The organism is Sandarakinorhabdus sp. (assembly GCF_051860625.1).
Lineage (GTDB): Bacteria > Pseudomonadota > Alphaproteobacteria > Sphingomonadales > Sphingomonadaceae > Sandarakinorhabdus.
In genome coordinates, this window is sequence record NZ_JBHYDQ010000006.1 from 50,774 (window position 1) to 70,873 (window position 20,100).

17 protein-coding genes are annotated in these 20,100 nt (G+C 64.3%); 4 read left to right on the top strand and 13 right to left on the bottom strand.

Features of this window, described 5'->3' with window-relative positions:
* The first annotated feature begins 96 nt into the window (after positions 1-96).
* The 4 genes from ACTIEZ_RS07330 (at position 97) to ACTIEZ_RS07345 (ending at position 6,636) form a co-directional block, all read left to right on the top strand.
* Positions 97-2,226: a hypothetical protein gene (locus tag ACTIEZ_RS07330; protein ID WP_439546011.1), complete on the top strand. Its 2,130-nt coding sequence runs from the start codon at positions 97-99 to the stop codon at positions 2,224-2,226.
* Between the two features lie 63 nt (positions 2,227-2,289).
* The gene (locus tag ACTIEZ_RS07335; RefSeq protein WP_439546012.1) at positions 2,290-3,132 is read left to right on the top strand and encodes an SDR family NAD(P)-dependent oxidoreductase; all 843 of its coding nucleotides are present in this window, start codon (positions 2,290-2,292) and stop codon (positions 3,130-3,132) included.
* Positions 3,133-3,425: 293 nt separating this feature from the next.
* A complete protein-coding gene (locus tag ACTIEZ_RS07340; RefSeq protein WP_439546013.1) occupies positions 3,426-4,040 on the top strand; it encodes a biliverdin-producing heme oxygenase in 615 nt (204 codons plus the stop codon).
* Positions 4,033-6,636 carry an HWE histidine kinase domain-containing protein gene (locus ACTIEZ_RS07345; protein ID WP_439546014.1) on the top strand — a complete coding sequence of 868 codons (2,604 nt, stop codon included), beginning with the start codon at positions 4,033-4,035 and terminating at the stop codon, positions 6,634-6,636. The genes ACTIEZ_RS07340 and ACTIEZ_RS07345 overlap by 8 nt, the downstream gene beginning before the upstream one ends.
* Before the next feature lie 32 nt (positions 6,637-6,668).
* Here ACTIEZ_RS07345 and ACTIEZ_RS07350 read toward each other — a convergent pair whose 3' ends face one another.
* The 13 genes from ACTIEZ_RS07350 to nuoG form a co-directional block, all read right to left on the bottom strand.
* Positions 6,669-6,965, bottom strand: a complete 297-nt coding sequence (locus tag ACTIEZ_RS07350; protein ID WP_439546015.1) for a DUF1467 family protein — start codon at positions 6,963-6,965, stop codon at positions 6,669-6,671.
* Positions 6,966-7,177: 212 nt separating this feature from the next.
* Positions 7,178-8,824 (bottom strand): ribonuclease J, encoded by a 1,647-nt coding sequence (locus tag ACTIEZ_RS07355; protein ID WP_439546016.1) that lies wholly within the window; start codon positions 8,822-8,824, stop codon positions 7,178-7,180.
* Positions 8,821-9,630 carry a type III pantothenate kinase gene (locus ACTIEZ_RS07360; RefSeq protein ID WP_439546017.1) on the bottom strand — a complete coding sequence of 270 codons (810 nt, stop codon included), beginning with the start codon at positions 9,628-9,630 and terminating at the stop codon, positions 8,821-8,823. Before ACTIEZ_RS07360 ends, ACTIEZ_RS07355 begins: the two co-directional genes overlap by 4 nt.
* Before the next feature lie 15 nt (positions 9,631-9,645).
* Complete coding sequence (locus ACTIEZ_RS07365; protein WP_439546018.1) at positions 9,646-10,344, bottom strand: biotin--[acetyl-CoA-carboxylase] ligase; 699 nt, start codon at positions 10,342-10,344, stop codon at positions 9,646-9,648.
* Complete coding sequence (nuoN, locus tag ACTIEZ_RS07370) at positions 10,344-11,831, bottom strand: NADH-quinone oxidoreductase subunit NuoN (protein WP_439546019.1); 1,488 nt, start codon at positions 11,829-11,831, stop codon at positions 10,344-10,346. Before nuoN ends, ACTIEZ_RS07365 begins: the two co-directional genes overlap by 1 nt.
* Positions 11,831-13,384 (bottom strand): NADH-quinone oxidoreductase subunit M, encoded by a 1,554-nt coding sequence (locus ACTIEZ_RS07375; RefSeq protein WP_439546020.1) that lies wholly within the window; start codon positions 13,382-13,384, stop codon positions 11,831-11,833. The genes nuoN and ACTIEZ_RS07375 overlap by 1 nt, the downstream gene beginning before the upstream one ends.
* Positions 13,384-15,387 carry an NADH-quinone oxidoreductase subunit L gene (gene nuoL / locus ACTIEZ_RS07380; RefSeq protein WP_439546021.1) on the bottom strand — a complete coding sequence of 668 codons (2,004 nt, stop codon included), beginning with the start codon at positions 15,385-15,387 and terminating at the stop codon, positions 13,384-13,386. The genes ACTIEZ_RS07375 and nuoL overlap by 1 nt, the downstream gene beginning before the upstream one ends.
* Positions 15,388-15,390: 3 nt before the next feature.
* On the bottom strand, positions 15,391-15,696 hold the full coding sequence (gene nuoK / locus ACTIEZ_RS07385) for an NADH-quinone oxidoreductase subunit NuoK (protein ID WP_439546022.1): 306 nt from the start codon (positions 15,694-15,696) through the stop codon (positions 15,391-15,393).
* Entirely contained in the window at positions 15,693-16,307 is a 615-nt protein-coding gene (locus tag ACTIEZ_RS07390; protein WP_439546023.1) for an NADH-quinone oxidoreductase subunit J, read from the bottom strand. The genes nuoK and ACTIEZ_RS07390 overlap by 4 nt, the downstream gene beginning before the upstream one ends.
* Before the next feature lies 1 nt (position 16,308).
* Positions 16,309-16,797: an NADH-quinone oxidoreductase subunit NuoI gene (nuoI, locus tag ACTIEZ_RS07395; RefSeq protein ID WP_439546024.1), complete on the bottom strand. Its 489-nt coding sequence runs from the start codon at positions 16,795-16,797 to the stop codon at positions 16,309-16,311.
* Positions 16,794-17,003, bottom strand: a complete 210-nt coding sequence (locus ACTIEZ_RS07400; RefSeq protein WP_439546025.1) for a hypothetical protein — start codon at positions 17,001-17,003, stop codon at positions 16,794-16,796. The genes nuoI and ACTIEZ_RS07400 overlap by 4 nt, the downstream gene beginning before the upstream one ends.
* A complete protein-coding gene (nuoH, locus tag ACTIEZ_RS07405; RefSeq protein WP_439546026.1) occupies positions 17,000-18,073 on the bottom strand; it encodes an NADH-quinone oxidoreductase subunit NuoH in 1,074 nt (357 codons plus the stop codon). Before nuoH ends, ACTIEZ_RS07400 begins: the two co-directional genes overlap by 4 nt.
* A complete protein-coding gene (gene nuoG, locus ACTIEZ_RS07410) occupies positions 18,070-20,079 on the bottom strand; it encodes an NADH-quinone oxidoreductase subunit NuoG (protein WP_439546027.1) in 2,010 nt (669 codons plus the stop codon). The genes nuoH and nuoG overlap by 4 nt, the downstream gene beginning before the upstream one ends.
* Between the last annotated feature and the right edge of the window lie 21 nt (positions 20,080-20,100).

Consider the following 20,100-nt stretch of genomic DNA (forward strand, 5'->3'; position numbering starts at 1 on the left):
CGGCGGGCTGAGCCATTTGCCGAATCTTTGCAGATGGTCCGTTAAGAAGGGGCTGCCGGCTTGAACGGCGGCCCCTTTTCCTGTTTGGATTGATGGATGGACGAGGTTTTCACATCGCCACCGCCGCGCCGCTGGCCGTGGATCATCGCGATCATCGCCAGCCTGGCGTGGGCGGCTGGTATCGGCATGGGCTGGGCTGTCTACACCGGGCAGGTCGTGCTTGATGCCGCCGCCACTCCGCTGATCATTGCTGGCCTCGCGCTGCTGGCGCCGCTCGCCGTGATCTGGCTGGCCATGCTGCATTTGCGCGACGCTGGCGCCATCGCCGCGATTCGTGCCGAAGCCGCCGAAACCCGCAGCCGCCTGGCCGCCATCGACGTGGAGCGCAGCGCCGCCGCCCTGGCCGCGCTGGAGGCGCAGCTCGACACCGCCGCCACCCGCCTCGCCGGCCTCGCCTCGCCCATCGCCGGCCACAGCAACATGATTGAAACCGCTGCGGCCGGCCTGGACGGCGCCAACAGCCGGCTGGCCACCACCGTCGCCGCCGCGGTCGCCGCCAGCAGCGATGTTGCCGGCGCCGTGCCCGCGGCCACCGCACAGGGCGAAGCGTTGATCGATCTGCTGTCCCGCGCCGACAACCAGTTGCGCAAGCAACTTGCCGAAACCGAAACCCTGCTCGCCAGCCTCTACACCCGTGCCAGCGAAGCCGAAGTCGAAGCGCGCAACGCCGCCGAAGCCAGCCGCAACAGCCTGGATGCGATGGCCGAAGCTGCCACCCGCGCCCAGGCTGCCGTCGCCGCGCCGCTCGCCGAACTGAACACCGCGCTGGACAGCGCCTTCACCCGCACCACCGGCGCCGTCGATCTGGCGCGCGACGCCGTGCACACCCACACCAGCGCGATGCTTGCCAGCCTCGATCAGGCGCGCACTACCCTCGATCATATCGGCGGTGAAGCGGCCCGCGCGCTCGATGAGCGGCTCGGCCAATTGCAGGCGCTGGCCACCCGCGTCGCCGGCGAAATCGCTGCCGCCGGGCAGAATGCCACGGCGCTGGTCACCGATCTGGGCGGCCGCGTGGAGGCGCTTGAACAGCGGCTCGGCGCCGCCATCGCCAGCAACAGCGCCGCGCTTGGCACGCTTGACGATGGCATGGGCCGCGCCGCTGCCACCGCCGATGGGTTGGCCAGCCCGATCGGCAGCGCCGCCGCCGCGCTCGCCGCCGTGCAGGCGCAGCTTGAGGCGATGGGCCTTGAGGCCGGCCAGACCTTGGCGATGCTCGATGAACGCCTGCCGGCCAGCACGCCGATGCTGGCCGCGCTCGGCGAACGCCTGGCCACGCTGAAAACCGAAGCGCTGGCGCTGGCCGCGCCGATCGAGGCCAGCGGCAACAGCATGGATGCCGCCACCGACCGCCTTGGCCTGGCCAGTGAAACGCTGGCCGCCAGCAGCGCCGATCTTGCCGCTGCCATTGCCGCCGCGCAGGACCAGCTGGTTGCCATGGAGGAGAGCACCAGCCGCCTCGCGTTGACCACCTCGGGCGACCTGATCGAAAGCTTCGGCCGCGTCCGCGAAGTCGCCCAGGCCGCCGCCGGCGCCATGAAATCTGCGCTGCAGGGCGTGGTGGCAGAGGCCGAACAGGCGCTGGAGCGCGCTGCCATCGACAAGGCCGAAACCGCGTTTGCGCAGCCGATCCGGCTGCGCATCGATGAACTGGTCGCCGCCCAGGGCCGCGCCGGGGAGGCTGCGCAGGCTGCCGCTGAACGCGTCGCGCAGCGGCTGGCCGCGCTCACCCGCACCATCAGCGAGGTGGAGGCGCATGTGGACGCGGTGGAAACCCGCGCCGATGTCCGCGCTCGCAATGCGCTGGGCCGCAGAGCCAATGGCCTGATCGACAATCTGCAGGCCAGCGCCGTCGATCTGGCGCAGCTTCTGGATTTCGATATCGACGACAAGGCGTGGACCGATTACGCCGCCGGTGACCGCAGCGCCATCGCCCGCCGCCTCGCCGCCGGCCTCGATCACGGCGCCGGCCGGCAGTTCGTCCGCCATTTCAGTCACGACAGCGAATTCCGCAACGAAGCCAGCCGTTTCCTGAACGAATTCGAAGCGCTGGTCAGCGAGATCGTGCCGGATCGCGGCGGCGAGGCGCTGGGGGCGACGTTGCTGTCTTCCACATACGGGAAGCTTTATCTGGCGATTGGGCAGGCGGCCGGCCGATTCACCTGAACGGCGCTTTCGGCTGCCAGCCGCCCGGATCCATGTTACCAAGGCGCAGACAGGGAGAGCGGTATGGCACGCATCGTGGTGACTGGCGCGCGGCGCGGCATTGGCCGCGAGATCACGCTGACACTGGCCCGCGCTGGCCATGACGTGGTGGCCACCATGCGCGACGCCAGCGGCAGCGACCTTGCCGACATCGCCGCGCGGGAACATCTGTCGATCAGCCTGGCGACGCTGGATGTCGATGACGACGCATCTGTTGCCAATCTGTTTGCCCAGCCCGGCATGGCCGCAGTCGATGTGTTGATCAACAACGCCGGTATCCTGTCGATCAATGCCATGGAGGACGAAAGCATCGCCATGATGCAGGCGGTGATGAACACCAATTTCTTTGGCCCTGTCCGGTGCATGAAGGCCGTGGTGCCGGCGATGCGCGCGCGCGGTCACGGCCTGATCATCAACATTTCCTCGATCGCGGGGCAATTGGCGATCTTTTCGCACAGTGCCTACGGCCCATCGAAATTTGCGCTGGAAGCGGCAAGCGAGGTGCTGGCGCAGGAAGTGGCGCCGTTCGGCGTGCGGGTCGCTTTGGTCGAACCGGGGATCATCGCCACCGATATGGCCGTCGCCAATCTGCCGCAGCCGCGCACCGACAGTGCCTACCCGCATGGCCGGCGCATGGCCGCGCTGAATGCCGACGCGAAAAATGCCACTTCGCCCGCGGTGGTGGCGGGTGCGGTGCTCGATATCGTCAGTGGCCGCAACACGGCCTTCCGGACGCGGTGCGGCCAGGATGCCGACATGTTTCTGGCCATGCGCCGCGGCATGAGCGACGAAGCCTGGATCGCCATGAGTGACACGCTGGACGACGAGCTGTTTTTCGGGCGCATGACGGCGGCCATGCAAGGCTGATCACCCGCCATCTCGATAGAAATGGTGGATTTGACAAGGAATCCGGCTGCTTGCCGACAACATGCGAAGTTGGATCGGCAGGATCGTCCGACGGCGGCAAAGAAGGTTCCGAATCCGCCCGCCGCTCATCGCGTGACGAAGTTGAGCGGGGCAGCATTATTCCTTTGGATGCGCATCGAAACTATGACCAGTCTTCTCACGAAGGACGGCATCAGATCATCAATCGATACCAGCCCATCCTTCCTGAGAAGGGCGAGCGTGTGGCGTACCCGGTTGCACCGGTTACCGGCGGCATGGCAGACACTGTCCAGTCGATCGGCATTATTGGCGCCATACGGCCATTGGCGCCGGCCATGTCGCCCGCCAGACCAGCGGCGCGCATCGCGCTGCGCGATGCCACGCACGAAATTCACACCCGGATGCATCTGCACCCGGCACTGGCGCGTCTGGCGGCCGGAACCATCACCGCTGCCGAATATCGCGCAGTGCTGGCGCGCAGTCTTGGCTTTTATGCGATTGCCGAACCGGTCCTGGGCCTGGCTGGCCGCTTGACCGACTGCCTGGCCGTGGATCTGGCTGAACTTGGCTTCAGTCCGGCCATGATCGCTGATCTGCCGCGCTGCGCGCCCCTGGCCATTGCCGACGCGCCGGCCGTGATTGGCGGACGTTATGTGCTGATCGGGGCGTCGATGGGCGGCAAGGTGATGGCGCGCGCTCTGGCCGCGCGCCGCGATGGTGGCCCTGCGTTGCCGGTGCGGTTCCTGACCGCATTGAGCCAGAATGATTGGGCGCAATTCACCGCCAGTCTCGACGAAAATTTGCCCGATGCCGCGTCGCGAAACCGCGCGGCCGTGGCGGCAGCGGCAATATTTGCCGTCTATGAAAATTGGATGGCGTGGCATGCGTAGGCAATCGGCAGCGGCGATCGACACGACCAATTGCGACCGCGAGGCGATCCATATTCCCGGCGCGATCCTGCCGCATGGCGCCATGCTCGCGGTCAATCCGGCGACGTTGCTGATCGAACAGCTTGCCGGCGATACGGCCGGGTTGCTGGGCCGGGATGCAGCGGCGCTTGCCGGGGCGCATCTTTCGGCGCTGTTCAGCGCCGCGCAGATAAATCGGCTGCAGTTGTCGATGCAGAATTACAGCCTGTCGCGCCCGCGGCATCTGCTCGATCCCATGATGCGGGTGATGGCCGAACGGCCGATCGATGCCAGCGTTCACCTGAGCGGCGACGTGCTGGTGATCGAAGTCGAGGATGCCGATCTGGCCAATCGCCATGCCGTCGATCCGCTGGCCTGCGTGCAGGACATGATCGACGGGCTGGGCGATACCCCCGATCTTCAGGCCTGTTGCCAATTTGCCGCCGAACGGGTGCGTTCGGTGACCGGCTATGACCGGGTGATGGTCTATCGCTTCATGCCGGATGGTTCGGGCTGGGTATATGCGGAATGCCGTCAGGACCGCCTCACGCCGTTTCTGGATTTGCATTATCCGGCTTCGGATATCCCCAAGCAGGCCCGCGCGCTCTATCTGAACAGCTGGCTGCGCCTGATCACCGAAGTCGATTATACGCCGGCACCGTTGCAACCGCCGGTCAATCCCCGCACGGGATCGCCGCTCGACATGAGCTTCGCCACGCTGCGCGACGTTTCTGCGGTCCACCGCGAGTATCTGCGCAACATGGGTGTCGATGCGTCGATGTCGATCTCGATCATCGTGGCGGGCGAATTGTGGGGTTTGATTTCCTGCCATCATTGCACGCCGCGCCGGCTGCCGCGGCATCTGCGGGCGGTGTGCGAGCTGTTCGGATCGATGTTCTCGTTGCAGCTCGAGGCGCGGCTGCGGGCCGAGCAACTGGAAATGCGGCTGTTGTCGCGCGAAGCGCTGGCGAAGATCATGCAATCGCTGGCTCAGGAGGATGATTACGCAGCCGGGTTGATTTCCCAGCGACAGGCACTGGTCGATTATATCGCGGCGGGCGGCCTGGCGCTGCGAGCCGGGGAATCGCGCGGCGGGATCGCGATCCGCGTGAACCATGGCGTCACCATGCTGGGCGACACGCCGGACGACGATCAGATCAGCGCGCTGACCGACTGGTTGACGCAGAAGATGGAAAATTTCGAAGGCGTTTTTGCAACAGACCGGCTGAGCGAGATTTTCCCGCCGGCCAAGGCCTATACCAATGTCGCGGCGGGGCTGCTTGCCGTGTCCGTGTCACGCGAACCGCGCGATTTCATCTTGTGGTTCCGACCCGAGGTCGTCCAGACCGTGCGCTGGGGCGGGGACCCGGACAAGCCGGTCACCGTCGGCCCGAACGGCATCAGGTTGACCCCGCGCAAATCGTTCGAGGCCTGGACCGAAACAGTGGCCGGACGATCAAGCCCCTGGTCCCTGTCTGACAATGATGCAGCCTTCGATCTACGGGTGTCACTGCTCGAAATCGTGTTGCGCCGGATCGATGCAGCAGCGCGCGAACGGCTGCGGGCCTGGCAGCAGGAACAATTGCTGATGGCCGAACTGGACCATCGCGTGAAGAACACGCTGGCCAACATTCAGGCCATCGTGTCGCAAACCAGTCGCAGCGCCACCTCGCTGGAAGGCTTCACCGAAGGGCTTGACCGCCGTATCCGATCAATGTCGCGCGCGCACAGCCTGCTCACGAAAAGCCGGTGGGAAGCCGTTTCGTTGAAGACGCTGATCCTCGAGGAGCTGGATGCCTATAAATCGAGTAGCGCGAATTTCGCGTTGGTCGGGACCGACGTCATGCTGGAACCCAAGGCTGCGCTGGCGCTGTCGCTGGCCATTCATGAACTTGCAACCAACGCAGCCAAATTCGGATCGCTTTCGGTCGCCGGGGGGCGGGTTGATATCAATTGGCAGCTCGATACCGTCGGCGGGCTCAACCTGGTGTGGCAGGAAAGCGGCGGCCCGCCGGTCAAGACACCCAAGATGCGCGGCTTTGGCTCCACGTTGATCGAACGCGCGCTGGCCATGGAAACCGGCGGGCGTCCGACCCTGGCCTTTGAGCCTGCCGGCGTGAAATGCACGATCGCGCTGCCGGCATCGGCAGTTCATAAAGCCGTCGGAACAAGCATCGCGGTCACCATCGAACACAAGGCGCCCGTGGTGCCCGCAGTGCCGGTTATTGCTGACCCGCGCATCCTGATTGTCGAGGATTCCGCTCTGGTCGTGATGGTGCTCGAAGATGTGATGGCCGGCCTTGGCTGGGAGGTTGTCGGGCCTGCCTTGCGCCTGGTCGATGCGCTGGTGCTGGCGCGCGACGGGTCATTCGACGCGGCCCTGCTCGATATCAATCTGCATGGCGAGATGTCGTGGGATGTCGCGGCCATCCTCCAGGATCGCAACATCCCGTTCATCTTCACGACTGGTTATGACAGCGGCACGGTTCTGCCCCCCCGGTTCGAGAAGGCATGGGTGCTGGGCAAGCCATATAAATCCGCCGATATCGTCAGCGCGCTGCAAACCCTGCTGCGCTGAACCGGTCGCGCGCGCGACGCGGGCCATAGGGTTCAGCCCTGCGGCGGCACCGGCGCATAGGGGCCGCGCGTCCGCCAGAACGGCACATCATCCAGTTCCAGCCAGCCCCAGTGATAATTGGCCAGGAACAGTCCGAACAGCAGCGCGCTGATCAGGGTGGTCCAGGCCAGTTTCTTCGCGATCATCGGGTTGGCGGGGGCGGATTGGGCCTGGCCGGGGACGTCGGTGGTGCCGGCTTCGGCGTTGGTGCGCACGCCAAAGGGGAGGACGGCGAAGAGGGTGATCGTCCAGAACAGCAGATAGATGGCCAGCGCCGAGCCCAGTTTCATGCGTCAGGCTCGATTGCAAGCGGGTTGAAGGGGCCGACTCCCTCCCCCTTGCGGGGAGGGCGACTCGGCGTCAGCCGAGCGGGGTGGGGGTTCCTGGCCTTTCATACCAGAGGGGGTGACCCCCACCCCGGGCCGCCTTCGGCGTCTCTCGCCCTCCCCGCAAGGGGGAGGGAGTTGAGGTGGTGCAATCGCATTGGAACGACCGACGGCTTTCACAGGCGCATCACCTGCACGTCCGTGACGGGCTTCTTGCCGGTCCATTCGCGGGCGACGCGGCGGACGGCGTTGCGGACGGCGTCGGCATAGGCTTCTTGCCGTTTCGGATCGGCCTTGGCGGCAGCCTTTTCGGCGGCTTCGGCGCAGGCGGCGAGGAAATCGGCCTTGTCTTCTTCCACCGGCACGCCTTGCGCGCTCACGGCGGGGGTGGCGGCGGGCAGGCCGTTGCGGCCGACCACCACGGCGACGGTGATCACGCCATATTGCGCGATGCGGCGACGTTCCACCATGGTGGCGCCTTCGGCCGGCAGGATGATGTCGCCGTCGAGCACCAGCCGCCCGGCCTTTTCATGGCTGAGCAGTTTCGGGCCATCGGGCGCCAGGCGGATGGCGCTGCCGTTCACCGGCACCATCGCCTGTGGCACGCCGCATTCCAGCGCCAGCTTGGCATGTTCCTCCATGTGGCGGCGTTCGCCGTGCACGGGGATGGCCATCTGCGGGCGGATCCATTCGTACATCGCCTCCAGCTCCGGCTGGCCGGGGTGGCCAGATACGTGGACATGCGCCTGCTTTTCGGTGACGATATCGATGCCGCGCGCCGCCAGCGCATTCTGTACACGGGCAATCGGCAGTTCGTTGCCGGGGATCTGCTTGGAGGAATAGACGACGAGATCGCCGGTCTCCAGCTTCAGCTTGGGGTGGGAGCCGTCGGCAATGCGGCTGAGCGCCGCCATCGGCTCACCCTGGGCGCCGGTGCACAGGATCAACACCTTGTTGCGCGGCAGGCCCATCGCCTGATCCCAATCGATCGGCTGTGGCAGGTCCTTGAGGTACCCGGTGGCCTGCGCCACGCCGACGATCCGGTCCATGCTGCGCCCGGCCAGCACCAGTTCACGGCCACAGGCGCGGGCGACCTGGCCAAGCGTGGCCAGCCGCGCGGCGTTGCTGGCGAAGGTGGTGACGAGCACACGGCCCGACTTGCGCGCCTTGATCAGGCGCATCAGACCGTCCTTCACGTCGCTTTCGCTGCCCGAGGCTTCGATATTGAACACGTTGGTGGAATCACCGACCATCGCCAGGATGCCGCTGTCCCCGATGCGGGTCAGCTCGGCAGCGGTGACGGGATCGCCCATCATCGGCGCATCATCGAGTTTCCAGTCGCCGGTGTGGAAAATGCGGCCATAGGGTGTATCGATCACCAGCGCATTGCCCTCGGGGATCGAGTGGGCCAGCGCCACATATTTCAGCGCGAACGGGCCGAGTTCCACGGTGCCGCCCATGGGGATGATCTTCAGCTTGACCTCCCGGCTGAGGCCTTCTTCCTCAAGCTTCTTGGCGATCAGGCCGGCGGTGAAGGGGGTGGCGTAGAGCGGGACCTTCAGTTCGCCCGCGAGATAGGGGATGGCGCCGATATGATCCTCGTGGCCGTGGGTGAGCACGACGCCGAGCAGATCCTTGCGGCGGTCTTCAATGAAGGACAGATCGGGCAGCACCACGTCGATGCCGGGATAGCGCGCGTCGCCGAAGGTCATGCCAAGATCGACCATGATCCATTTGCCGTTGGCGCCGTACAAATTCACGTTCATGCCGATTTCGCCTGATCCGCCGAGCGGCAGGAAAATCAGCTCATTGCCAGGTGTCATATATATTCAGTCTCTGTGTTCAGGGATTTTGGGGTGTTGATGGCGTGCAGCCGGATCAGACCGCGGATGGTCAGATCATAATCGACATGGGCTATGGCAGTCGTGTGGCGATGGAACAAGGTGGCAAGACCGCCCGTGCCGATCACGGTGACGGGCTGCGGCATTTCCGCGGCGATCCGCGCCACCAGCCCTTCGATCAGGCCGACATAGCCCCAGAACAGGCCGGATTGCATGGCATGGACGGTGTTTTTGCCAATCGATCCCTTACCTTCGGGGGGCGGCTCGATGGCGATGCGCGGCAGCTTGGCGGCGGCCTGATAGAGCGCGTCCATCGACAGGTTGGGCCCCGGTGCGATGGCGCCGCCCTGATAGGCGCCGGTGGCCGACACGACATCGAATGTGGTGGCGGTGCCGAAATCGACGATGATCAGGCTGCCCGGCCAGATGGCGTGGGCGGCCACGGCATTGACCAGCCGATCGGCGCCGACTTCGGCCGGGTTGGGCAGATCGATGGTGAGGCCAAGATCGATCTGGCCGACGGCGACCACCAACGGCTCCACCTGGAAATATTTGCGGCACAGGCGCTGCAGGTTGAACAGGGCAGGCGGCACCACGGTCGAGATGATCGCCGCATCGATATGGGCGTGGCTGACGCCTTCGAGGGCCAGCAACTGGTGCAGCCACACCGCATATTCATCGGCGGTGCGATCATGGCTGGTGGAGATGCGCCAGCGGTGGACGATGGTGTCGCCCATGCACAGCGCAAACACGATATTGGTATTGCCGACATCAATCGCGAGCAGCATGGTCAGACCCTTGGATCAAATCGCAAACACCTCGCCGGCATGAACGGCGCGCACGCTGCCGTCGTCAAGCCGCAGCAGCAGGGCACCATCTTCGGCCAGGCCATCGAACAGGCCTTCGGGAGTCTCCGCGCCAAGCCGTGCGACAATGCGCTGGCCAAGGCCATGCGCGCGCGCCAGCCAGGCAGTGCGGATGGGGGCGAAACCTTCAAATTCCCAGATGTGCCGCCAATGCGCGAAGCGCGCAGCCAATATGTCCAGCACGGCCAGCGGCTGCGGCACCGGCAGGCCGGCAGCGGCGAGGCTGGTGGCGGGGCGTTCGGTGCCGTCCGGGTGCTGGGCGAGGTTGATGCCGATGCCGATGACGAGGGCTGGCCCCTGACGCTCGAGCAGGATGCCGGCGCATTTGGTGCCGTTCAGCAGGATATCATTCGGCCATTTTAGGGTGAAGGCTGAGCAAGCCGTGACTTCGGCCAATGCCTCCACAACCGCCAGCGCCGCCACGAAACTATATTGCTGCACCGCGCCTTCGCTGCGTATCAGCACGGAGCCCATGAAATTCCCGCTCCCGTCGCTCCACGCCCGCCCGCGCCGCCCGCGGCCGGCGGTCTGGCGATCGGCAATCACCCAATGGCCATCCGGCAGCGTGTCGGCCCGCGCCAGCAGCCAGTCGTTGGTGGAACCGACATCAGGCAGGTGGGTGAATGCCAGCCCCATCAGCCCGGAAACAGCGCCGCCGCCGCGGTGGTGGCGGCCGCAACAATTGGCGTGATCGCCAGCATGCCAATCGGCGAGCAGAACAGCGCCGCACCGGCGATCATCGCACCGTTCACCGCGCTGCTTGTCGACGCCAAGGCGACGCCCGGCTCATCGGCGTACATGATCTTGATAATGCGCAGATAATAAAAGGCCGCGACCACCGAAGCGACAAAGCCGATGATCGCCAGCGGCAGCAGCCCGGCGGCAATCGCGGCCTGGAACACCGCGAACTTCGGCCAGAAGCCGAGCAGCGGCGGGATGCCGGCAAGGCTGAACATGAACACCGCCATGGCCAGCGCCAGCTTGGGCTGCGTTTTCGACAGGCCGGCGAGATCGGCCATGGCCTCCACCGGCGTGCCATCGGGGCGGCGCAGTTGCAGCACGACCAGGAAACTGCCCAGCGTCATCGCGACATAGACGGCACTGTAGAACAGCAGGGCCGCTACCCCGTCCGGGGTGCCCGGCGTCAGGCCGACCAGCGCAAAACCGATGTTGGCGATGGAGCTATAGGCCAGCAGCCGCTTGATATTGGTCTGCGCCACCGCCGCCACCGCACCCAGGATCATCGAGGCGATGGCGATGAAGATCAGGATCTGCTGCCAATCGGCCGCCGCCTCACCGGGGAAGGCGACGATCAGCACGCGCACCATCAGGCCGAGCGCTGCGACCTTGGGCGCGGCCGAGAAGAAGGCCGCCACCGGCGTGGGCGCGCCTTCATATACATCGGGCGTCCACATGTGGAACGGCACCGCCGAGACCTTGAAGGCGAGACCGGCCATGATGAACACGATGCCGAACATCAGCCCAAGACTGCGTTCCGTCTGGCCGCCGACAATGCCGGCGATGATGTCGAACTGGGTGGAACCGGTGAAGCCGTAGATCAGCGTCACGCCATAGAGCAAAATGCCGGACGCCAGCGCGCCGAGCATGAAATATTTGAGGCCAGCCTCGGCCGAGCGGCTGTCGTTGCGCGCGAACGACGCCAGCACATAGGAGGGCAGCGAGGCGAGTTCGAGGCCGATGTACAGCGTCAGCAGATCATTGGCCGATACCATGATGGTCAGGCCCAAGGTCGCCAGCAGGATCAGCACCGGATATTCGAAGCGGCCGACGGTGCCGCCCCCGTCACCATTGCTGCTGTCGCTGCTCATCAGCCACGGCAGCGCCAGCAGCACCGAGGCAAAGGCGGCAGCCAGGATGATGATCTTCAGGAAGGCCGAGAACGCATCAGCAATGTAGAGGCCGTCAAAGGCCTGGTTCGGCCCGGCCGGCGCGTCCAGCAGGCTGAACCCGGCCAATGCCAGGATCGCGACCGCAAACAGGCTGGTGGCAGCCAGCGCATTGGATTTCTTTGCGAAGGTGCCGAGCATCAGCGCGGCCAGGCTGCCCAGCGTCAGGATGGTTTCCGGGCCGGCGATGGCGATGGAAGTGAAGATCGGGTTCATCAGTGCTGGCTCTCTGCGGCGTTCGCCGGTGCCGCGAGTGCCGGGAGCGCAGGCGACAAGGTCATGTCGGTGGGCACGGTGGCCAGTTCGCGGCCCTCCAGCCGGGCGACGACCTGCGCGATGGCCGGCTTCATCGGCGTCTGGAAGCTTTTGGGATAAATGCCCATCCACAAGGTTGCGATGATGATCGGGGCCAGGATGGCGATTTCGCGCACACTCAGGTCCGGCATTGCCTTGGTGTCCTCGCCAGCGGCCTTGCCATAGGCGACGCGGGCATAGAGCCACAGCATATAGGCAGCGCCAAGGATGATGCCGGTGGTCATCACGAAGGTCGCCCAGGTGCTGGTTTGATAGAGGCCGATCAACACCAGAAATTCCGCGACAAAACCCGAGGTGGCCGGCAGGCCGACGCTGGCCATGGTGAAGAACAGCAATACCACAGCATATTTCGGCATCGTATCGGCGAGGCCACCATAGCGGCCGATCTCGCGGGTGTGCAGCCGATCATAGATGACGCCGACACACAGGAAGAGCGCGCCCGACACCAGGCCGTGGGACAGCATCATCACCATGGCGCCTTCGATACCTTGGGTGTTCAGCGCGAACAGACCGGCGGTGACGAAGGCCATGTGGGCGACCGACGAATAGGCAATCAGCTTCTTCATGTCCTGCTGCACCAGCGCGACGAGGCTTGTGTACACCACCGCCACCATCGACAGGCCGAACACCAGCCAGATCAGTTGCGCGCTGGCATCGGGGAACATCGGCAACGAAAAGCGGATGAAGCCATAGCCACCCAGTTTCAGCAGGACGCCGGCCAGAATCACCGAGCCAGCCGTGGGCGCCTCGACGTGGGCATCGGGCAGCCAGGTGTGCACCGGCCACATCGGCATCTTGACGGCGAAGCTGGCGAAGAAGGCGAGGAACAGCCAGAACTGCGCCTCCACCGGGAAATCCTGGCGGCTGAGTTCGGCAATGTCGGTGGTGCCGGCCTCGCCGACCATCCACAGCATCGCCACCAGCATCAGCACCGATCCGAGCAGCGTGTAGAGGAAGAATTTGTAGGATGCATAGATGCGCCGCGCACCGCCCCAGATGCCGATGATCAGGAACATCGGAATCAGGCCGCCTTCGAAGAACAGATAGAACAGGAAGATATCGCGCGCCGCGAAGGTGCCGATCATCAGCGCCTCCATGAACAGGAAGGCGGCCATATATTCCGGCACGCGCTTCTTCACGGCGACCCAGCTCGCCAGGATGCACAAAGGCATCAGGAACACGCTGAGTTGGACCAGCATCAGCGCGATGCCATCGAGGCCGAGCGACCAGTTCAGATAAGGCGCGAACAGCGGCAGATCTTCGGTGAACTGGAAGGCAGCCGTGGTCTGATCGAATTGCGTCCACAGCCAGATGCCGAGCGCAAACTCCACCAGCGTCGTCGCCAGCGCGACGATGCGGGCGCGGGCGGCGCGTTCGGCTTCATCGCCAGGCAGCGTTGCCACCACCAAAGCTGCCACCACCGGCAGCAGGATCATGATCGAAAGAATCGGCATCACTGGCCCATCATCCAGGCGGCGGCAGCAGCCAGACCAATCAGCATCACCAGCGCATAGCTGTAGATGTAACCCGACTGGAAGCGGCGGGCGAGGCCGGCACCCATCGTCACCATATCGGCAGCGCCATCCGGGCCGAAGCGATCAATGGTCTGCTGATCCCCGCGCGTCCAGAACATGCGGCCGAACCACTGCGCCGGCATCACGAAGATCGCATGATAGATCTCATCGAAATACCATTTGTGGGTGAGGAACTTGTACAGCGCCGGCACATTGGCCTGCCACCAAAGCGGCAACGACGGCCGCTTGATATAGAACAGCCACGCCAACCCGAGGCCGGTGAAGAACGCCAGCGTCGGCGCCTGCACCACCCAGGCTGGCACTTCGTGCAGGGCGTGCATCAGGTGCGTGTCGAACGCCAGGCTGCCCCGCCAGAAGGCCTCGCCTTCCTCGGCCTCCACGAAGGCGCCGTGCCAGATCGTGCCGGCGAATAACGCGCCGGCGCCGAGCACGAACAGCGGGATCAGCATGGATTTCGGGCTTTCGTGCGGGTGATAGCCTGCCGTGCCGTCGTCGTTAGCATGGTGGTTGTCGCCATGATGAGCGCCATGATGAGCGTCGTGCGCGGCATGCTGGATATGCTCGCTACCTGCCCAGCGCGGCTTGCCGAAGAAGGTCAGGAACACCAGCCGCCACGAATAGAAGCTGGTCAGCAGCGCCACGAATGCGCCGACGAAGAAGGCGAACTGGCCATGGCTGGTGCCACTGGCAAACGCCGCCTCCAGGATCGCATCCTTGGAATAATAGCCGGCGGTGAAGAAGAAACCCGTCAGCGCCAGCGTGCCGATGGTCATCATCGCGAAGGTGATCGGGATATGCTTACGCAAGCCGCCGTAGAACCGCATGTCCTGCTCATGGTGCATGGCGTGGATCACACTGCCGGCGCCAAGGAAGAGCAGCGCCTTGAAGAAGGCGTGCGTGAACAGGTGGAACATCGCCGCCCCGTACGCACCCGATCCGGCCGCGAAGAACATGTAGCCGAGCTGCGAGCAGGTGGAATAGGCGATCACGCGCTTGATGTCGGTCTGCACCAGCGCCACGGAGGCGGCAAACAGCGCCGTCACCGCGCCAACATAGGTCACGACGGCCAGCGCGGTCTCGCTGGCTTCGAACATCGGGGACAGGCGGCAGACCATGAACACGCCGGCGGTCACCATGGTGGCAGCATGGATCAGTGCGGAGACGGGCGTCGGCCCTTCCATCGCATCCGGCAACCAGGTGTGCAGGCCCAATTGCGCCGATTTGCCCATCGCGCCGACAAACAGCAGCAGGCACAGGCAAGTCATCACATCGACCTGCGACCCGAGGAAGCTGAAGGTCTGGCCCGTGTGCTGCGGCACGGCGGCGAGAATGGCGTCGATCGAAACGGTGCCGAACACCAGGAAGGTGCCGAAAATTCCCAGCGAAAAGCCGAAATCGCCAACGCGGTTGACCACGAACGCTTTCATCGCCGCGGCGTTGGCCGATGGCTTATGATACCAGAAGCCGATCAGCAGGTACGACGCAAGGCCAACGCCCTCCCAGCCGAAGAACATCTGAACGAGGTTGTCGGCGGTCACCAGCATCAGCATGGCGAAGGTGAACAGCGACAGATAGGCGAAGAAGCGGCTCTGCGACGGGTCCTCTTCCATATAGCCCCAGCTATAGAGGTGAACGAGCGCGGCGACGCTGGTGACGACGATCAGCATCACCGCGGTCAGTGTATCGACCTTGAGCGCCCAGCCAACCGACAGATCGCCGCTTTCAATCCAGTCGAGCACCGGCACCGTGTAGGCAGCGGCGCCATCCAGCCAGAAGCCGCCGAAAATCACCCAGGCCAGTGCGGCCGAGACAAACAGCCCGCCGGTGGTGATCGCCTTGGCGGCGGTATGGCCGATGGCGCGCCCGCCCAGGCCGGCGACAAGCGCGGTGAGCAAAGGCAGGAAGACGAGGAGCTGGATCATGCCTCAGCCCTTCATCATGTCGGCTTGATCCACCGCCACGGTGCCGCGATTGCGGAAATAGATGACCAGGATGGCCAGCCCGATCGCGGCTTCTCCGGCTGCGACGGTCAGCACGAACATCGCGAAAATCTGGCCGTGCACCTGGTGCAGAAAGGCCGAGAAGGCGACCAGATTGATGTTCACGGCCAACAGGATCAGCTCCAGCGACATCAGGATGATGATGATGTTGCGGCGGTTGAGGAAAATCCCGAACACACCCAGCACGAACAGCGCCGCCGACACGGCGAGATAATGGGAGAGGCCGATCACAGTTTCACCCCTTCACCCAACGCCGGGCGTGCGCCTTGCAGCGTGCCGGCCGGGGTGCGCGCCACCTGGACGCTTATATCCTGCTTGCGGGTGCCGACACGGCGGCGATGCGTCAGCACGATCGCGCCGATCATCGCCGCGAGCAGGATCAGCCCGGACATGGAAAACACGAAGAAATAGCGCGTGTAGAGCTGGCTGCCGATCCACTGGGTGTTGCTCATCCCCGGCGGCGGCCCGGCTAGTGCTTCGTGGATGATCACGCCCTGGCCGGCTTCCCAACCGGTGGCGACCAGCAGGACCTCCGCCAGGATGATGCCGGCAACGAACAGGCCCAATGGCAAATTCTGCAACGTGCCGCGCCGCAAGGCCCGGAAATCGATATCCAGCATCATCACGACAAACAGGAACAGCACTGCGACCGCCCCGACGTAGACGATGATGAGCAGCATCGCCAGAAATTCGGCGCCAAGCAGGATGAACAGCCCGGCCGCGTTGAAGAAGCACACGATCAGCCACAGCACGCTATGTACCGGATTCTTTGAGGTGATCACCAACAGCCCGCCGGTCAGCAGCGTGATTGCAAACAGATAGAAAGCGAAGGCCGCGGTCATCTCAGCGCCACTCGCTGTCGGCCGCGATGTTGCTGGCAATCGCGCGTTCCCACTTCTCGCCGTTGGCCAGCAATTTGGCCTTGTCGTAGATCAGTTCCTCGCGCGTTTCGGTCGAAAATTCGAAATTCGGCGTTTCGACGATGGCATCCACCGGGCAGGCTTCCTGGCACAGGCCGCAATAGATGCACTTCGTCATGTCGATGTCGTATCGCGTGGTGCGGCGACTGCCGTCGATGCGCGGTTCGGCCTCGATGGTAATGGCCAGCGCCGGGCACACGGCTTCGCACAATTTGCAGGCGATGCAGCGTTCCTCGCCGTTCGGATAGCGGCGCAGCGCATGTTCCCCGCGGAACCGCGGCGAGGTCGCGCCCTTTTCGTAAGGATAGTTCAGTGTCGCCTTGGGCCGGAAGAAATAACGCAAGGTCAGCCACATGCCGGAGACGAACTCCAGCAGCAGCAGCGATTTGGCGGAGCGGAGCAAGGCGGTCATGGTGTGTTCTCGGGCGTATTTCGGGGCAGCGCGTTCAGGAAGCACATAAGCACCACCACCATCACGCTGAGGGAGGTGGGGGGCAGCGCATTTTCGAAGGGCACATCGCTTATGGCGGCATAGACCAGCCGCGCCGCCGTCCACACCACCACCGACAGCGCCAGCATGCCGACGAAACGGGTCAGGATCGGCCGCACCGCCGTCACAGCGTCACGCTGCCCGGCACGGTGTCGAAATGGCCGGTGAACATCAGAAAGCCCGATACCAGCACCACCCAGAACAGCGAGAGCGGCAGGAACACCTTCCAGCCGAGCCGCATCAATTGGTCATAGCGGTAGCGCGGCACGCTGGCCTTCACCCAGGCGAAGATGAAGAACATCAGCGCCATCTTCAGCAGAAACCACACGAAACCGGGGATGAAATACAACGGTGCCCAGTCCAGCGGTGGCAGCCAGCCGCCCAGGAACAGGGTGGGGATCAGCGCGCACATGAACAAAATGTTCGCGTATTCCCCGAGGAAAAACAGCGCGAAGCTCATGGATGAATATTCGACCTGGTAGCCGGCGACCAGTTCGGCCTCGGCTTCGGGCAGATCGAACGGCGGCCGATTGGTTTCAGCCAGCGCGACTATGAAGAACATGATCGCCATCGGGAACAGCAACGGATTGAAGATATTGCCGTTCAACACGCCCAGCACATTGCCCTTCTGGGCCAGCACGATATCCGACAGATTCAGGCTTTGCGCGTACATGATGACCGAGATCAGGATGAAGCCCATCGAGACTTCGTAGCTGACCATCTGCGCCGCCGAGCGCAGCCCGCCCAGAAACGCATATTTGGAATTGGATGCCCAGCCCGACATGATGATGCCGTAAACGCCCATCGACGACACCGCGAACACGAACAGCAACCCGACATTCAGATCGGCCAGCACCATTCCGGCATCGAACGGCATCACCGCCCAGATCACCAGCGCCAGGGTAAAGCTGATCATCGGTGCCAGCAGGAACACCGCTGTCGATGCGCCGCTGGGGATGATGGTTTCCTTCAGGAACAATTTTGCGGCATCGGCAAATGTCTGCAGGATGCCGAAAGGCCCGACCACGTTGGGTCCGCGCCGCATCTGCATCGCCGCCCAGATCTTGCGATCGGCGTAGACTGCCAGCGCCACGCCGACCATCACCGGCAGCGCGATCGCCAGAATCAGCGTCAAATTTGCCAGGAACCAGCCGAAACCTTCCCCGAACTGCGCGACGAACCAGCCGGTATAGCTCATTCGGCTGCCTCCATCTGCGGCGCCAGCAGCGACGACACGCAGGCTGCCATGGTGGCACTGGCGCGCGCCACCGGGTTGGTCAGGTGGTAATTGGTATAAACATGCGGCAGCGGGCCATGCACGGTGGTGGCCGCCACTTCGTCCAGCCCGCCGGCGCGGTCGATCAGGCCCGTGCGCGCCAGATCGGGCCACTCGGCCGCTATCCGCGCCCGCAATTGCGCCAGATCATCATAGGGCAATTTCACATTCAGCACCGACGACAGGGCGCGCATGATCGTCCAATCTTCACGCGCGTCGCCTGGCGGCTGGGTGGCGCGCAACGCCCGCTGCACCCGGCCTTCCAGATTGACATAGGTGCCGGCTTTTTCGGTGAAGGCTGCCGCCGGCAGGATCACATCGGCATGGCGCACGCCGCGATCACCATGCGTTCCGATATAGACGGTGAAGGCACCCGCCATCACTGGCGCTTCGTCTGCACCCAGCAGGAACAACGCCTTGACGCTGCCATCACCCAGCAATTTGTTGACGCCGGCATCCGTGCTCAGCCCCAACCGCAGCGCGCCCACCCGCGCTGCCGCGGTATGCACCAGATTGAAACCGTTCCAGCCTGGCTTGATGACGCCCAGCTTCGTCGCTGCGGCGCGCGCGGCGACATACAGGCCCGGCACCTGCAATGCGCCCATGCCAACAAGGATCGCCGGCCGTTCCGCGTGGGCAAAAGCCTGCCTCACCGCGTCTGGCAGATCGCTGAGCAGCGCCGCATCGTCGCCGAGTTGCGTCACCGGGAAGGAGAGATCGACCTCTGGCCCGATTGCGAAGGCCTTGGCGCCGCCCTTCTTCACAGCCTTGCGCAACCGCACATTCAACAATGCCGCCTCGTGGCGCGGATTGGTGCCGACCAGCAGAATAGCGTCCGCCGTCTCGATGCCCGACAGGCCGGAATTGAACAACCAGCCCGCCGGTTCGGAGGTGTCGAACAGCGCGCCGTCCTGCCGGCATTCGATTCGGCTTGATCCTAGTGCCCCCAGCAGATCCTTGAACGCCACCATGTCCTCGACGGCGTTCAGATCACCGACCACGCCGGCAATCGCGTCACCGCTCAACCCCTGCAATCCCGCCGCGATGGCCGCAAAGGCTTCGCCCCAGCTTGCCTTGCGCAGCGTGCCATTTTCGCGCAGCCACGGCGTATCGAGCCGGCGTTCGGACAGACCATCGCCGGCAAAGCGGCTCTTGTCGGCCAGCCATTCCTCGTTCACGTCATCATTGCTGCGCGGAGTCACGCGCATCACGGCGGCACCGCGGCTGCCGACCACGATATTGCTGCCGATTGCATCCATGACATCGATCGAATCGGTCTTTTTCAGCTCCCACGGCCGCGCCTGAAACGCATAGGGTTTCGATGTCAGCGCGCCGACCGGGCACAGATCGATGACATTGCCCGACACCTCGCTGGTCACCGCCTTTTCCAGATAGGTGGTGATCTGCATCGTCTCGCCGCGACCGATAGCGCCGATTTCCTCGACGCCGGCGACTTCCTCGGCAAAGCGCACGCAGCGGGTGCAATGGATGCAGCGGGTCATCGCCGTCTTGATCAGCGGCCCCATATATTTCTCGGTCACCGCCCGCTTGTTCTCATCGAACCGGTTGCTGCCACGGCCATAGGCCAGCGCCTGGTCCTGCAGATCGCATTCGCCGCCCTGGTCGCAGATCGGGCAATCGAGCGGATGATTGATCAGCAGGAATTCCATCACGCCTTCGCGGGCGCGCTTCACCTTCTCGCTGCGGGTGTGGATGACCTGGCCATCGGCGGCCGGCATCGCGCAACTTGCGACGGGCTTGGGCGCCTTTTCCATCTCGACGAGGCACATGCGGCAATTGCCGGCGATCGACAGGCGTTCATGGTAACAGAAACGCGGGATTTCAGCGCCGGCGATCTCGCACGCCTGCAGCACGGTGGCGCCCGTGGGCACTTCCACCTCGATACCATCAACGGTCAACCTGGGCATGGCTCGATCAATCCTGCCGCG

What these genes read in the sequence shown, in the direction of transcription:
- ACTIEZ_RS07330 (WP_439546011.1), top strand. Translation starts at nt 97, where the DNA reads ATGGACGAGGTTTTCACATCGCCACCGCCGCGCCGCTGGCCGTGGATC.
- ACTIEZ_RS07335 (WP_439546012.1), top strand. Translation starts at nt 2,290, where the DNA reads ATGGCACGCATCGTGGTGACTGGCGCGCGGCGCGGCATTGGCCGCGAG.
- ACTIEZ_RS07340 (WP_439546013.1), top strand. Translation starts at nt 3,426, where the DNA reads ATGGCAGACACTGTCCAGTCGATCGGCATTATTGGCGCCATACGGCCA.
- ACTIEZ_RS07345 (WP_439546014.1), top strand. Translation starts at nt 4,033, where the DNA reads ATGCGTAGGCAATCGGCAGCGGCGATCGACACGACCAATTGCGACCGC.
- ACTIEZ_RS07350 (WP_439546015.1), bottom strand. Translation starts at nt 6,965, where the DNA reads ATGAAACTGGGCTCGGCGCTGGCCATCTATCTGCTGTTCTGGACGATC.
- ACTIEZ_RS07355 (WP_439546016.1), bottom strand. Translation starts at nt 8,824, where the DNA reads ATGACACCTGGCAATGAGCTGATTTTCCTGCCGCTCGGCGGATCAGGC.
- ACTIEZ_RS07360 (WP_439546017.1), bottom strand. Translation starts at nt 9,630, where the DNA reads ATGCTGCTCGCGATTGATGTCGGCAATACCAATATCGTGTTTGCGCTG.
- ACTIEZ_RS07365 (WP_439546018.1), bottom strand. Translation starts at nt 10,344, where the DNA reads ATGGGGCTGGCATTCACCCACCTGCCTGATGTCGGTTCCACCAACGAC.
- nuoN (WP_439546019.1), bottom strand. Translation starts at nt 11,831, where the DNA reads ATGAACCCGATCTTCACTTCCATCGCCATCGCCGGCCCGGAAACCATC.
- ACTIEZ_RS07375 (WP_439546020.1), bottom strand. Translation starts at nt 13,384, where the DNA reads ATGCCGATTCTTTCGATCATGATCCTGCTGCCGGTGGTGGCAGCTTTG.
- nuoL (WP_439546021.1), bottom strand. Translation starts at nt 15,387, where the DNA reads ATGATCCAGCTCCTCGTCTTCCTGCCTTTGCTCACCGCGCTTGTCGCC.
- ACTIEZ_RS07390 (WP_439546023.1), bottom strand. Translation starts at nt 16,307, where the DNA reads ATGACCGCGGCCTTCGCTTTCTATCTGTTTGCAATCACGCTGCTGACC.
- nuoI (WP_439546024.1), bottom strand. Translation starts at nt 16,797, where the DNA reads ATGACCGCCTTGCTCCGCTCCGCCAAATCGCTGCTGCTGCTGGAGTTC.
- nuoH (WP_439546026.1), bottom strand. Translation starts at nt 18,073, where the DNA reads ATGAGCTATACCGGCTGGTTCGTCGCGCAGTTCGGGGAAGGTTTCGGC.
- nuoG (WP_439546027.1), bottom strand. Translation starts at nt 20,079, where the DNA reads ATGCCCAGGTTGACCGTTGATGGTATCGAGGTGGAAGTGCCCACGGGC.